We start from the raw sequence: 13,369 nt of genomic DNA on the forward strand, positions 1-13,369 counted from the left end.
GGTCTGATCTCGATCGACAGCGCGACGGTACCGACCCGGCTATGCGCAGCACAACGCGGGGTCGCCCTGGTGAGCCGGAAAATTTAGTGATCAGCGGTACCAGCGACGATTTCGTCCCTGGTTCGCAGCGCCGCGGCGCGCAGCGATTCCGCGTTCGGCCCAGCCCGCAAAACCGCCCTCGAGGTGGTCGGCAGTACGTCGCGCAGCGCGTTTCCAAAGACTTTTCGCAGGTCATCGATGCCGGCACCCTGCGCCCCAAAACCAGGGGCCAGGATCGTCCCGCGCAGCTCGGACAGCTCGAGTTCGCTCTGCCCTACGGTCGCGCCGACCACCACGCCCACCGGACCGAGCTGGGCGCCGGTTTCAGCACAGTGTGTCGCGTTGCGCTCACTCGCCGCGTTTACTATCGATTGGGCCACGCTTTGCCCGGATTCGGTGGCCGCGTGTTGTAGATCACGACCTTCCGGGTTCGAGGTGAGCGCCAACACGATCACTCCGCGCCCGTTCCGCTCGGCCGCCGTCACGGCCGGCTCGAGGGCGCCGAATCCTAGATACGGTGATACCGTCACGGCATCGCAGGCCAGCGGCGCGTCCGCGCCAAGGAACGCCTCGGCGTAGGCCGACATGGTCGACCCCACGTCACCGCGCTTGGCATCGGCGATCACCAGTGCGCCAGCCTCCATGGCGGTGGCACATACCCGCTCGAGCACCGCGATCCCCTTGGAGCCGTAGGCCTCGAAGAACGCGCACTGCGGCTTGACCACGGCAACCTCGCCGGCAAGGGCCTCGACGCAGCGCGACGCGAACCACTCGAGCCCGTTCGCGTCCCGCGCCAGCCCCCAGGCATCCAACAGCTCGGGATGTGGGTCGATCCCGACGCACAGCGGCCCCCGGCTGGACACCGCTGTCGCCATCCGAGAGCCGAACGGCGCTCGCGCCACCATGATCACCCCTCATCCCGCGCTAACCCACTTAGCGCATTTCTGACGGTGTTTCGTTGCTAGGAACGGCTCAGTTGCCACGCAACGCGGCGTGCAGCCGCTGCAGCGAACCGACGCCGATATCGCCGCGAATCAGCGCCTCGATGCCCTGTACCGCGGCCGCCGCGCCCTGCACGGTGGTCACGCAGGGGATATCCCTGCTCACCGCGGCCGTGCGGATCTCGTACCCGTCCACCCTTGGTCCGCTGTTGCCGTATGGGGTGTTGATCACCATGTCGACCCCGCCGTCCCGAATGATCTGCACGATGTCCGGCTCGGACGTGGGGTTCTCGGTGTGTTTGCGCACCACGGTGCATGGGATTCCGTTGCGCCGCAGCACGTCCGCCGTTCCCGTGGTGGCCAGGATCTCGAACCCGAGATCAGCGAGCCGCTTGACCGGGAACACCAGCGCGCGTTTGTCCCGATTGGCCACCGAGACGAAGGCCCGGCCGCTGGTCGGCAGCGAACCGTACGCGGCTGCCTGCGACTTCGCGAAGGCCTGACCGAAGGCGATATCGATGCCCATCACCTCGCCGGTGGACTTCATCTCCGGACCAAGCAGCGAGTCCACCCCGTGCCCTTCCGGGGTCCGGAAGCGGTGGAACGGCAACACGGCCTCCTTGACCGCAACCGGCGCGTCCGCGGGCAGATTGCCCCCGTCGCCCTCGGCCGGCAGCACTCCGCTCGCCCGCAGTTCCTTGACCGAGACACCGGCCATGACCAGGGCGGCCGCCTTGGCCAGCGGCACCGCGGTCGCCTTGGACACGAACGGCACGGTGCGCGAAGCCCGCGGGTTCGCCTCGAGCACGTAGAGCACATCGTCCTTGAGCGCGTACTGCACGTTGAGCAGCCCGCGCACCCCGATACCGCGCGCGATCGCTTCGGTCGAGGCGCGGACCACGTCCAGGTCGGTCTGGCCAAGCGTGATCGGCGGTAGCGCGCAGGACGAGTCACCGGAGTGAATACCGGCTTCCTCGATGTGCTCCATCACGCCGCCGAGATACAGCTGTTCCCCGTCGTACAGGGCGTCCACATCGATCTCGATCGCGTCATCGAGGAACCGGTCCACCAGCACCGGGTGCTCCGGCGTGACTTCGGTGGCGCGTTCGATGTAGCTGGCTAGGGTCGCCTCGTCGTAGACGATCTCCATACCCCTGCCGCCGAGCACATAGGACGGCCGAACGAGCACCGGATAGCCGATATCGTCGGCGATCCGCTTGGCTCCCTCGAAGGACGTCGCGGTGCCGTAGCGCGGTGCGGGCAACCCCGCGGAGGCGAGCACGTCGCCGAACGAACCGCGATCCTCGGCAAGGTGGATCGCTTCCGGCGGTGTCCCGATCACCGGCACACCGGCATCGGCCAGCCGCTGTGCCAGCCCGAGCGGTGTTTGCCCGCCGAGCTGCACGATCACTCCACGTACGGTGCCGGAAGCCTGCTCGGCGTGGACCACTTCGAGGACGTCCTCAAAGGTCAGTGGCTCGAAGTAGAGCCGGTCCGAGGTGTCGTAGTCGGTGGAAACCGTCTCCGGATTACAGTTGATCATCACGGTCTCGAAGCCACCGTACGGCGCGGATTCGGAACGCAGCGCGAGCGCGGCGTGCACGCAGGAGTAGTCGAACTCGATGCCCTGTCCGATCCGGTTTGGACCGGAGCCAAGGATGAGGATCTTCTCCCGTTCGCGCTGTTCGGCCACTTCGGACTCCGCGGCCGGATCAAGCTCGTAGGCGGAGTAGTGGTAAGGGGTGTACGCGGCGAACTCGGCGGCACAGGTGTCCACTGTTTTGAACACCGGACGGACGCCCAGCCGGTGCCGCAGCGTGCGCACCCCGTCCTCGCCGGCAAGTTCCGGGCGCAGCGCGGCGATCTGCCGATCGGAAAGGCCGAATCGCTTCGCTCGCCGCAACAGCGCCTCATCCAGCACGGCCGCCTCGGTGATCTCCGTGCGCAGCTCGACCAACGAAGCGATCTCGTCGAGGAACCACCGGTCGATACCGGAAGCGTCGTGCACCTCATCCACCGAGGCACCGAGCCGGAGCGCGCGCTCCACCGTGTAGAGCCGCCCGTCGTGCCCACCGCGCAGGTGGGTGAGGCAGCTCCGGACATCGGTGTCAGCGGGATCCGGGGTTGTCCAGAACCCCACCGCCTTGCGCTCCATCGAGCGCAGAACCTTGCCAAGCGCCTCCACGAAGTTCCGGCCAATGGACATGGCCTCGCCGACGCTCTTCATCGTCGTGGTGAGTGTCTGGTCCGCGCCGGGGAACTTCTCGAAGGCGAACCTCGGCACCTTGACCACGACGTAGTCCAGCGTCGGCTCGAAGGAAGCCGGTGTCTCGCCGGTGATGTCATTGGTGATCTCGTCCAATGTGTACCCGATGGCGAGCTTCGCCGCGATCTTGGCGATCGGGAACCCGGTCGCTTTCGAAGCCAGCGCGGACGAGCGGGAAACCCGGGGGTTCATCTCGATCACGACCATCCGCCCGGTGCGCGGGTTGATCGCGAACTGGATGTTGCAGCCACCGGTTTCCACGCCAACCGCGCGCAGCACGTCGATGCCGACGTCGCGCATATGCTGGAATTCCCGGTCGGTCAGGGTCATCGCGGGCGCCACGGTGGCCGAGTCCCCGGTGTGCACGCCCATCGGGTCGATGTTCTCGATCGAGCAGACCACCACGACGTTGTCGTTGCGGTCGCGCATCAGCTCGAGTTCGTACTCCTTCCAGCCGAGCACGCTCTCCTCGATCAGCACCTCGTGCACCGGTGACTCGGTCAGCCCCAGCGAGGCCATCCGCTCGAGGTCCTCTTCGGTGTGTGCCATGCCGGAACCGAGGCCGCCCATGGTGAACGAGGGCCGGATGACCACCGGCAGGGAATGCTCCGCGACGAACTCACGGACCTCGTCCATGGAATGGCACACCCTGCTACGGGGCACCTCGCCGCCAACCGAGGACACGATGTCCTTGAACTTCTGCCGATCCTCACCGCGCTGGATGGCGTCGATATCCGCGCCGATCAGTTCGATGCCGTACTTCTCCAGTACGCCCCGCTCGGCAAGCGCCACCGCCGTGTTCAACGCCGTCTGCCCGCCGAGCGTGGCCAGGATCGAATCGATCGGGCGACCCTGCTCCTGCTCCTTGGCGATCACCTTCTCGACGAACTCCGGGGTTATCGGCTCCACATAGGTGGCATCGGCGAACTCCGGGTCGGTCATGATCGTCGCCGGGTTGGAGTTCACCAGCGACACGCGCAGACCTTCGGCACGCAACACCCGGCAGGCCTGGGTACCCGAGTAGTCGAACTCGCAGGCCTGGCCGATCACGATCGGGCCGGAACCAATCACCAGGACATGCTCAATGTCCGTCCTTTTCGCCATCAGCGATTCCCGTCCATCAGCCGAACAAACTCGTCGAATAGTGGTGCCGCGTCATGCGGCCCTGCCGCGGCTTCCGGGTGGTACTGCACCGAGAAGGCGGGCGTGTCCAGACAGCGCACACCCTCGACCGTGCCGTCATTGGGACAGTGGTGGCTGACCTCGGCCGCGCCGTACGGGGTGTCGAACCGCGCCCCCGGCTCCCCTTCCAGGGCGAAACCGTGGTTCTGCGCGGTGATCGCGACCTTGCCGGTCCGCGAATCGATCACCGGGATATTGATCCCTCGGTGCCCGTAGCGCATCTTGTAGGTGCCCAAGCCAAGCGCGCGCCCCAGAATCTGGTTACCGAAGCAGATCCCGAACAGCGGCAGCTTGCGCGCCAGCACGGTGCCGGTGAGCTCGATCGCGTCGCGTTGGGTGGCTGGGTCGCCTGGCCCGTTGGCAAGGAACACGCCATCCGGATCGACCGCGGCAATATCGTCGATAGTGGACGATACCGGCAGGACGTGCACCTCGATGCCGCGCGCCGCCATCATTCGTGGCGTATTCGCCTTGATACCGAGATCGAGCGCCGCCACCCGGAATCGGGTCTCGCCGACCGCGGGCACCACATAGGACCGCTGGGTGGTTACCTCACCGGCGAGATCGGCGCCGGCCATCCGCGGCCCCGCCTGTACCTCGGCGAGCATCGTCTCGGCCGAGCCGACCGCGGAACCAGCGAACACCCCGGCGCGCATCGCGCCGTGCTCACGGATATGCCTGGTCAGCGTGCGGGTGTCCACGCCGGCGATGCCCACAACGCCCTGCCTGCGCAGCTCATCGTCCAACGACCGGGTGGCACGCCAGTTGGACGGCGCACGCGCCGGATCGCGTACGACGTAGCCGGCAACCCAGATCCGGCCAGACTCATCGTCCTCGTCGTTCCAGCCGGTGTTGCCGATCTGCGGCGCGGTCTGCACCACGATCTGCCGGTGATACGAGGGGTCGGTCAGGGTTTCCTGGTAACCGGTCATTCCCGTGCAGAAGACCACCTCACCGAGCGAGGAGCCAACCGCCCCGTAAGCACTGCCCCGAAAGACTCGGCCGTCCTCGAGGACGAGCGCGGCCGGCGCCTGCTGCGTTTCGCTCACTGTTGGCCTACTTCCCCTGTCGCGCGGTCATCCGCGGCGGCCGCGCGCAACGTGTCAATCCATTGTGGGTAGACGGATTTGTCATCGCCGCGGAACCCACTGTCAAGTTCGTGCTCGCCGAGCCGCCAACGAACCACGAGCAGGCCCTCGGTGCCCATCACCTTGCCGGCGAGCGCGCGATCCGTACGCGCATCGATGATCGATTCCGCCGGGATCCACAATCCGGACGCACCGGTGCGCTCGACGAGCAGTCCTTCCGGATACCAGAGCAGCGCGCCGGCAGCCCGATGCCCCACATCGCCGACGGTGATCCGGTCCTGCCAGGCACCCGCGAAGACCGTGCTGACATACACCCCGGTGGCGCGCAGCTCGGCCTGGTCACCGAGTCGCTCAGGCACATCGGGGAACGTGGGCAGTACCGCCTGCTGTCGCTTCGCTCGCCGGCGCCAGCCCAGCCACATCGCCAGCAGGCACAACAGAAAGAACCCGAGCACCAGCAATGTGAGCCAGGTGCGCGTCATACCGCGATCCTCTCCCGTCCAGCGGTCACCTGGCCCCGCAACACGGTGCCGACCACTCTGGCCATCAGTTCCATCCCCTCGTAGGGCGTGTTGCCGGCGAGGCTCGCCAGCTCCTCGCCGCGTACGGTCCATCGCGCGTCCGGGTCAACCAGCGCGAGATTCGCCGGCTCGCCGACCTCGATCGGGCGTCCCTGCCCGGCGAGTCCGGCGATCTCCGCCGGACGCTCGCTCAGCACCCGCGCGATCCCACGCCAGTCCAGCGCCCCGGTACCGCGCATGGTCTCCACCACAATGGACAGCGCGGTCTGCAGACCGAGCATCCCCGGCTTCGCGCTCGCCCACTCGCAATCCTTGTCCTGCACGGCATGCGGCGCGTGGTCGGTCGCCACGCAGTCGATCACGCCATCGGCAAGCGCCGCGCGCATCGCCTGCACGTCCGCCGCGGTACGCAGTGGCGGGTTCACCTTGTTCACCGGGTCGTAGCTGCCCAGCCGCTCGTCGGTGAGCAGCAGGTGGTGCGGGGTTACCTCGGCGGAAACCCGCACGCCGCGCTGCTTGGCCCAGCGCAACACTTCCACGGTACCCGCGCAGGACACGTGGCAGATGTGCAGTCGCGCACCCGCGTGCCCCGCGAGCAAGCAGTCTCTGGCGACGATCGTCTCCTCCGCGCTCGCCGGCCAGCCGGCCAGCCCGAGCCGCGCGGCGCGCTCACCCTCGTGCGCCTGGGCGCCGACGGTCAGCCTCGGCTCCTCGGCGTGCTGCGCGATCACCGCGTCCAGGGCGACCGAGTACTCCAGCGCTCGCCGCATGATCAGCGGGTCGTGTACACAGTGCCCGTCGTCGGAAAAGACCCGGACGTCAGCCGCCGAAGCCGCCATCGTGCCCAGCTCGGCGAGCTTCGCACCGGCGAGCCCCACGGTCACCGCGCCGACCGGATGCACGTCGACGAGGCCGATTTCCGCGCCACGCCGCCAGACATGCTCGGCGATCACCGCGTTATCGGTGACCGGATCGGTATTGGCCATCGCGAAAACGGCCGTGTACCCGCCGAGCGCGGCCGCCCTGCTGCCCGTTTCGATCGTTTCGGTGTCCTCCCTGCCCGGCTCCCGTAGATGGGTGTGCAGGTCCACGAAGCCCGGCAGGGCAACCAGGCCAGCCGCGTCGAACACCGGCAGGTCGGCCGGTACTGGTTCGTCCGCGCCGGTCGCCGGCTCGATCGCCGAGATGACACCGTCGGTCACCCGAATATTGGTCGGCTCACCCTCGCCATACGGTCGAACGCCCTTGATCAGCAACGCGGTCACGCCGCTCCTTCCTCGCCAGCCAGCAGGTGGTACAGCACCGCCATCCGCACATGTACCCCGTTGCGCACCTGCTCGGTGATCGCCGCCTGCGCGGAATCGGCCACGGCCGAGGCGATCTCCATACCGCGCAGCATCGGTCCCGGGTGCAGCACCACGGCGTGCTCCGGCAGCAGCGCCGCGCGCGCCTCGGACAGCCCGTAGTTGATCGAGTATTCGCGCGCCGAGGGGAAGAATCCGCCGTGCATGCGTTCCGCCTGCACCCGCAGCATCATCACCGCGTCCAGCGTCGGCAACTCGGCGTCCAGGGTGTAGGACACCCGCACCGGCCAGTTCGTCGCGCCATAGGGAAGCAGGGTCGGCGGGGCGATCAGCACGACCTCGGCGCCGAGTGTCGCGAGCAGGTGCACATTGGACCTGGCCACCCTGCTGTGCAGGACGTCACCGACGATGCCGATTCGCCTGCCGTCGAGTGATCCCAGCCGCTCGCGCAGCGTCGCCGCGTCCAGCAGTGCCTGCGTCGGATGCTCATGCGTGCCATCGCCCGCGTTCACCACGCTGGTGCCGGCCGAGCCGAGCCATTCCGCCAGCCGGTGCGCGGCCCCGGATGCCGGGTGGCGCGCGATGACACAGTCGGCGCCGGCCGCCCGCAATGTCAGTACGGTATCCCGCAGCGATTCACCCTTGCCCACGGACGAGCCGCTTGCCGAGACGTTCACCACATCCGCACTCATCCACTTCCCGGCGATCTCGAACGAGACGCGGGTACGGGTGGAGTTCTCGTAGAACATGGTCAGCACGGTGCGGCCGCGCAACGTGGGTAGCTTACGTACCTCGCGGCCGAGCAGGGTCTGCTTCAGCGTGTCCGCGGTGTCCAGCACGGCGGTCGCTTCCGCGGCGCTCAGCCCCTCGGTGGTCAGCAGGTGTTTCATGCCTTCCCCCCGCGAACAAGTACCCCGTCGGAGCCGTCAACCTCGTCGAGTCGCACCACAACATCCTCGGCTCGCGCGGTTGGCACGTTCTTCCCGACGTAATCAGCACGGATCGGTAGCTCCCGATGGCCGCGGTCCACCAACACGGCCAGCTGGACGGCGCGTGGCCGGCCATGATCACGCAGGGCGTCAAGGGCGGCACGAATGGTGCGCCCAGAGAAGAGCACGTCGTCGACGAGCACCACGAGCCGGTCGTCAATCCCGCCATCGGGTACGGATGTTTCCTCGAGCGGCCTCGTCGGTCGTCTGCGCAGGTCATCCCGATAGAGCGTGACATCGAGGGTGCCGCAGGGCGGCCGTACTCCGGAAAACTCGGTGATGCGATCCCGCAGCCTGACCGCGAGGCTGGCGCCGCGCGTTGGAATCCCAAGCAACACGACCTGCGCCGCATCGGGCGCATCCAGGCTGGTTTTCTCGATGACCTGATGGGCCATCCGGGCTACCGTGCGCGCGACATCGGCGGCCGTGAGCAGCTCCCGCTCACCTGCCGCATCCGCCGCGCCACGAGACCGTGACGCCACGTCTGGACCTCCTTCTCCGCCTCACCGGACGGGTCCTTAAAGGATGTCGAATACCTACTTGGCATACCGCCGTTCGTAGGAACCGACAAGACACTACCAGGCAAGTTGAGTAAGCCGACCGAGTGGTGTAGCGCACTTCCCTCAGGTGCAGCAGCCTTTGCACCTTGACCTAGTGACGACAGTCGGTAACCATTACTCTGCGTATTGATCTCAGGAAAGCCGCGGCGGCGCTAGCCGCCGACGGAGCGAACGAACGGAGAACCGCCACATGGGCGACTACGCCAAGGCGCTCGGAGCAAAGCTCCGGGGGATTCGTCAGCAGCAAGGACTGTCCCTGCACGGCGTCGAGCAGAAGTCAGGTGGCAGATGGAAGGCCGTCGTCGTGGGCTCGTACGAACGCGGCGACCGCGCGGTCACGGTGCAGAAGCTGGCCGAGCTCGCGGACTTCTACGGCGTTCCGGTCGTGGAGTTGCTGCCCGAGGGACGAGTGCCATCAGGTGCCGAGCCGGCGACGAAGATCGTCATCAACCTGGAGCGCTTGCAGCAGCTACCGGCGGAAAAGGTCGGCCCGCTGGCGCGCTATGCGGCCACGATCCAGAGCCAGCGCGGTGACTACAACGGCAAGGTGCTGTCGATCCGTACCGAGGATCTGCGCTCCCTCGCGATCATCTACGACATGACGCCCGGCGAGCTCACCGAACAGCTGATCGACTGGGGCGTACTGCCCCCGGAGGCACGCCCGTCCAAGGAGGAGTGAGTCCGACCCGTTGCGCGTCGTGCCTCATGCAGTGCACTACCGGGGCCGTATCGCGGTCACTGCACGGCGCGCAGCTGGTCGGCAATCCCACCTATCCGGCCGAGTACCCCGTTCACGAACCGTGGCGAGTCGTCCGTGGACAGGGTCTTCGCCAGGTGCACGGCCTCATCGATGGCAACCGGATCGGGCACGTCGGTCGCCCACAACAGCTCGTAGGTGCCCAACCGCAGGACCGCGAGGTCCAGCGGCGGCATCCGCTGCAATGACCAGCCTTCGGCGTGTTCGGCCAGCAGTTCGTCGATCCGCGTCAGATGGGTGCCGACGCCCTCCACCAAAGTCGCCGTGTACTCGGCCACGGGCTCAACCTCAGGTGAGCCCAGCCGTTCGGCGAGCAGCGTGACGGGATCGCTGTCCCGCACCGCCGCCTCGTACAGCATTTCGATAGCCCGCTTACGCGCCGCCCGGCGACCGACCGGGGCGGATCCGCGTCGAGCCATCAGGAGTTCACTCGGCCGAGATAGCGGCCGTCACGGGTGTCCACTTTGACCTTCTCGCCGGTGCCGAGGAACAACGGAACCTGGATCTCCGCGCCGGTTTCCAACTTCGCCGGCTTGGAGCCGCCGGTCGACCGGTCACCCTGCAGGCCGGGGTCGGTGTGCTCGATCACCAGCTCGACGGAAGCCGGCAATTCGACGTACAACGGGTCGCCTTCATGGTTGGCGACCGTGACCTCGGTGTTCTCCAGCATGTAGTTGGCCGCGTCACCGACGATGGAACGGGGCACGTTGATCTGGTCGTAGGTGTCGCCATCCATGAAGACGTAATCCGAACCGTCGTTGTACAGGTAGGTCATCGACCGGCGGTCCACCGTCGCCGTCTCCACCTTGGTGCCGGCGTTGAAGGTCTTGTCCACGACCTTGCCGGACAGCACGTGCTTGAGCTTGGTGCGCACGAACGCACCGCCCTTACCCGGCTTGACGTGCTGGAACTCGGTAATGCTCCACAGCTGCCCATCCAGGTTGAGCACCATGCCGTTCTTCAGATCGTTCGTCGTGGCCACGGGACCGGGTCTCTCCTCGCAAGTTGGGTGTGCACGTAACGACGGAACCTGAGTCGAACCTGCCGCACGGCTACGCCGTGCGCCCGCCGAGTGCCCGCCTAGGCGACCGTGAGCTGCTTGGTGCTCAGCGTGAGGATCTCGGGACTGTCATCCCGCACGACGAGCGTGTCCTCAATCCGCACCCCGCCCCGCCCAGTGAGGTACACACCGGGTTCGACGGTCACCGCCATACCGGCGAATAGTGTACCGGCACCGTTACCGCCCAGCATCGGCGCCTCGTGCACGGCGAGCCCGACGCCGTGGCCGAGACCGTGCAGGAATTGCTCGCCGTAGCCAGCATCCTCGATCACCGCGCGGGCGGCCCTGTCCACCGCGCGGACCTCGGCGCCAGGCCGCGCGGCTGCCCGCCCCGCGGCCTGCGCGGCGTGTACCAGTTCGTAGATCTCCCGCTGCCACTCGGCTGGATCGCCGAGTATCAGCGTTCGGGTCATATCCGAGTGATAGCCGTCCACCAGCGCGCCAAAGTCCATTTTCACGAAGTCGCCTTCGGCGAGCACGGCGTCACTCGGCCGGTGGTGCGGTATCGCGGAGTTCGGTCCGGCCGCGACGATCGTCTCGAAGGAACGACCGGCCGCACCGTGATCGAGCATCCGGTCCTCCAGTTCCCTGGCGACCTCCCGCTCGGTGCGGCCCGGTCGCAAGCCACCGTGCTCGAGCAGGTCGGCCAGTGCGCGGTCGGCTGCGGCACAGGCCATGCGCAGTGCCTCGATCTCCCCTTCGTCCTTGACCATCCGCCGCTGTTCGACCAATCCAGGTGCCCTGACCAGCGGCACCGCATCGGCCGCGGCGTTGAGCGCGTCCAGTCCGTCCACAGTGACCTGCTGGCTCTCGAAACCGAGCCGGCGATAGCTGGCGGGTTCCCGTGCCGCCCTGGCACACAGCGCTTCGGCGGTCGGCCGCTCGATGATCCGCTCCAGTTCAGGGACCTGGTCGGCGGACTGGGTGAGATAGCGACCGTCGGTGCCGAACAGCGTCCGATCTTCACTGTTCGGCGTGTCCTCGGCATGTACGAGCAGGGCCCCGTTTGATCCGGTGAAGCCGGTCAGGTACCGCAGGTTGAGCAGATCTGTCACCAGCAGGCCGGACAACTCCTGCTCACGCAAGCTGGCCCGCAGGGATTCCCGCCGGCGCACATGTGATTCGGGCATAGCCCCAGAGCATAGTGTCCTGGGGCAGGCTTGACTGGCCCGTAGAGTGTGGGAATGTCAGCGTGGATACCGCGAGCGCTCACGCTGGCGATCGTGCACGCAGCCGTGCAGGTCGCCCTCGCCGCCGTCGAGGCTCATATGCCGACCGATCTGAATCTGGTGCGACCGATCGTGGTGGCGCTCCTCGTCGGGGTCGCGGCGTTGTGGGGCGCGCTGGACGGCTGGTCCAGATTGGTCGACCGGGGTCGCACCTGGTTTATCGCCGCGCTGGTCGCCGGACCGGTCTCCGGAGTTCTCGCGGTGATCGGCAGGGCCACCATGGTCGACCAGACCGGGGTATCCGAACTGGGACCGGCGCTGACCGGTGGCGCTGCCTTCATCGCGCTGCTGATCATGGTCCCGGCTGGGCTGGGTCTCGTCGTCGGCGGTCGGATGCAACCGGCACCGAGCAAGCACAACCAGTCCGCATCCGAGGACGAGCTATCTGCGGAAAGCCCAGCCGAGGGCGCCGCCTCCGAGGAGGACCCTTCGGAGGAGGACCCTTCCGAGGAGTACTCAGCCGGGGGCGACCCCGCGGCGGAGCCAATCGAGGAAGGCGAACCAGCGCCGGAGGAACCCGCACCGGACACGGTCGAACCCGTCGCGGACACGGCCGAGCCAACGCCGGTCCCCGCCGGCCGGACAACCACCAAACGCCGGCCGCTGCCGTATCGCCCCACGCCCTACCGGCGCAAGCGCAAGGACTGATCAGCCAGCCGCGAGTTGATCGGTGTGTTCGACCAGGTACCGGATGTCCCGCTGGTAGATGTCGGTGTCCCCGCGCTCGAGCACCGCGAGCTGCGCCGGATCGCCCGCCGCGGCCTCGGCCTTGATGAACGCCACCAGTGCGCACAGTTTGTCGATCGCGGCACGCAGCACCTTGGCCGGTTGGATATCCGTGGAGCCATATGCGGTGACCGCGAGCGCCAGCCGGCGGCGCTGTTCGGCCACCCCGTGGTACGGCACGTCCGGATTCGCCGGATCGGTCAACGGGACGAACCGATAGGCGGCGTAGCCGAGGTCCCACCGGCGCGGACCGGGTGATGCGGTGTCGAAGTCGATCAGGCCGCTCGGCCGGCCCGCTACGAACATGGTGTTGTACGGCGCGATGTCGTTATGGCAGATCACCTCGAATGGCTCCCGCGCCGGCCACTGCCAGCTGGCCCCGGCCGGCAGCGGAAAGTCCACGGTGGCTTCGTGGTATTCCCGGACCATCGCGAATACCTCACGCAGCGTCGCGTCGCTGAGCGCGTAGTCCGGTAGCGGGTACCGCGCCGCGGCGCCGGCGAGCAGGCTGAGTACTTCCCTGCCGGATTCGTCCATGCCCAACGGCTCTGGGGCCCGCTGGAAACCGCGTTCGCGCAGATGCCCGAGCAGCGCGTGCACCGTGGGCGTCCATCGGCCAGCACTTCGCCGCACGGTATCGCCGACCCGAACGACCTGGGTCATATTCCCGCCGGTCAGCGCTTCCTCGTGCATCCGTGTCCCGCTCC

General features: G+C 67.4%; 13 protein-coding genes. 2 read left to right on the plus strand and 11 right to left on the minus strand.

Annotation, left to right across the window (positions count from 1 at the left end; all coding sequences use genetic code 11):
* Positions 1 to 83: 83 nt before the first annotated feature.
* From pyrF to pyrR, 7 genes are all read right to left on the minus strand, one after another.
* Entirely contained in the window at positions 84 to 944 is an 861-nt protein-coding gene (gene pyrF, locus EV191_RS24145; protein ID WP_132879674.1) for an orotidine-5'-phosphate decarboxylase, read from the minus strand.
* A gap of 67 nt (positions 945 to 1,011) precedes the next feature.
* Positions 1,012 to 4,350: a carbamoyl-phosphate synthase large subunit gene (gene carB / locus EV191_RS24150; RefSeq protein ID WP_132879676.1), complete on the minus strand. Its 3,339-nt coding sequence runs from the start codon at positions 4,348 to 4,350 to the stop codon at positions 1,012 to 1,014.
* Positions 4,350 to 5,477 carry a glutamine-hydrolyzing carbamoyl-phosphate synthase small subunit gene (carA, locus tag EV191_RS24155; RefSeq protein ID WP_132879677.1) on the minus strand — a complete coding sequence of 376 codons (1,128 nt, stop codon included), beginning with the start codon at positions 5,475 to 5,477 and terminating at the stop codon, positions 4,350 to 4,352. The genes carB and carA overlap by 1 nt, the downstream gene beginning before the upstream one ends.
* Positions 5,474 to 5,998, minus strand: coding sequence for a PH-like domain-containing protein (locus tag EV191_RS24160; protein ID WP_132879679.1), 525 nt, complete (start codon positions 5,996 to 5,998; stop codon positions 5,474 to 5,476). The genes carA and EV191_RS24160 overlap by 4 nt, the downstream gene beginning before the upstream one ends.
* Entirely contained in the window at positions 5,995 to 7,302 is a 1,308-nt protein-coding gene (locus tag EV191_RS24165) for a dihydroorotase (RefSeq protein ID WP_132879680.1), read from the minus strand. Before EV191_RS24165 ends, EV191_RS24160 begins: the two co-directional genes overlap by 4 nt.
* Positions 7,299 to 8,231 carry an aspartate carbamoyltransferase catalytic subunit gene (locus EV191_RS24170; RefSeq protein ID WP_132879682.1) on the minus strand — a complete coding sequence of 311 codons (933 nt, stop codon included), beginning with the start codon at positions 8,229 to 8,231 and terminating at the stop codon, positions 7,299 to 7,301. The genes EV191_RS24165 and EV191_RS24170 overlap by 4 nt, the downstream gene beginning before the upstream one ends.
* Entirely contained in the window at positions 8,228 to 8,812 is a 585-nt protein-coding gene (gene pyrR, locus EV191_RS24175; protein WP_132879683.1) for a bifunctional pyr operon transcriptional regulator/uracil phosphoribosyltransferase PyrR, read from the minus strand. The genes EV191_RS24170 and pyrR overlap by 4 nt, the downstream gene beginning before the upstream one ends.
* Before the next feature lie 268 nt (positions 8,813 to 9,080).
* On the opposite strand from pyrR, the gene bldD reads away from it, so the two are divergent.
* Positions 9,081 to 9,569: a transcriptional regulator BldD gene (gene bldD, locus EV191_RS24180; RefSeq protein ID WP_132879685.1), complete on the plus strand. Its 489-nt coding sequence runs from the start codon at positions 9,081 to 9,083 to the stop codon at positions 9,567 to 9,569.
* 56 nt (positions 9,570 to 9,625) lie between these two features.
* On the opposite strand, the gene nusB is transcribed toward bldD, so the two are convergent.
* The 3 genes from nusB to EV191_RS24195 form a co-directional block, all read right to left on the minus strand.
* Positions 9,626 to 10,066: a transcription antitermination factor NusB gene (nusB, locus tag EV191_RS24185; protein WP_132879686.1), complete on the minus strand. Its 441-nt coding sequence runs from the start codon at positions 10,064 to 10,066 to the stop codon at positions 9,626 to 9,628.
* The gene (gene efp, locus EV191_RS24190; RefSeq protein ID WP_132879688.1) at positions 10,066 to 10,629 is read right to left on the minus strand and encodes an elongation factor P; all 564 of its coding nucleotides are present in this window, start codon (positions 10,627 to 10,629) and stop codon (positions 10,066 to 10,068) included. Before efp ends, nusB begins: the two co-directional genes overlap by 1 nt.
* A gap of 98 nt (positions 10,630 to 10,727) precedes the next feature.
* On the minus strand, positions 10,728 to 11,837 hold the full coding sequence (locus tag EV191_RS24195) for an aminopeptidase P family protein (RefSeq protein ID WP_132879689.1): 1,110 nt from the start codon (positions 11,835 to 11,837) through the stop codon (positions 10,728 to 10,730).
* A gap of 54 nt (positions 11,838 to 11,891) precedes the next feature.
* Between EV191_RS24195 and EV191_RS30210 the strand changes: the two genes are divergently transcribed.
* Positions 11,892 to 12,584 (plus strand): B-4DMT family transporter, encoded by a 693-nt coding sequence (locus EV191_RS30210; RefSeq protein ID WP_165913077.1) that lies wholly within the window; start codon positions 11,892 to 11,894, stop codon positions 12,582 to 12,584.
* On the opposite strand, the gene EV191_RS24205 is transcribed toward EV191_RS30210, so the two are convergent.
* Positions 12,585 to 13,355, minus strand: a complete 771-nt coding sequence (locus tag EV191_RS24205) for an aminoglycoside phosphotransferase family protein (protein ID WP_132879691.1) — start codon at positions 13,353 to 13,355, stop codon at positions 12,585 to 12,587.
* Positions 13,356 to 13,369: the final 14 nt, after the last annotated feature.

It is taken from the genome of Tamaricihabitans halophyticus (assembly GCF_004340875.1).
GTDB lineage: Bacteria > Actinomycetota > Actinomycetes > Mycobacteriales > Pseudonocardiaceae > Tamaricihabitans > Tamaricihabitans halophyticus.

Bases quoted from the DNA above. Each gene is read 5' to 3' on its own strand.
- pyrF (WP_132879674.1), bottom strand. From the start codon at position 944: ATGGTGGCGCGAGCGCCGTTCGGCTCTCGGATGGCGACAGCGGTGTCC.
- carB (WP_132879676.1), bottom strand. From the start codon at position 4,350: ATGGCGAAAAGGACGGACATTGAGCATGTCCTGGTGATTGGTTCCGGC.
- EV191_RS24160 (WP_132879679.1), bottom strand. From the start codon at position 5,998: ATGACGCGCACCTGGCTCACATTGCTGGTGCTCGGGTTCTTTCTGTTG.
- EV191_RS24170 (WP_132879682.1), bottom strand. From the start codon at position 8,231: ATGAAACACCTGCTGACCACCGAGGGGCTGAGCGCCGCGGAAGCGACC.
- bldD (WP_132879685.1), top strand. From the start codon at position 9,081: ATGGGCGACTACGCCAAGGCGCTCGGAGCAAAGCTCCGGGGGATTCGT.
- nusB (WP_132879686.1), bottom strand. From the start codon at position 10,066: ATGGCTCGACGCGGATCCGCCCCGGTCGGTCGCCGGGCGGCGCGTAAG.
- EV191_RS24195 (WP_132879689.1), bottom strand. From the start codon at position 11,837: ATGCCCGAATCACATGTGCGCCGGCGGGAATCCCTGCGGGCCAGCTTG.
- EV191_RS30210 (WP_165913077.1), top strand. From the start codon at position 11,892: ATGTCAGCGTGGATACCGCGAGCGCTCACGCTGGCGATCGTGCACGCA.
- EV191_RS24205 (WP_132879691.1), bottom strand. From the start codon at position 13,355: ATGCACGAGGAAGCGCTGACCGGCGGGAATATGACCCAGGTCGTTCGG.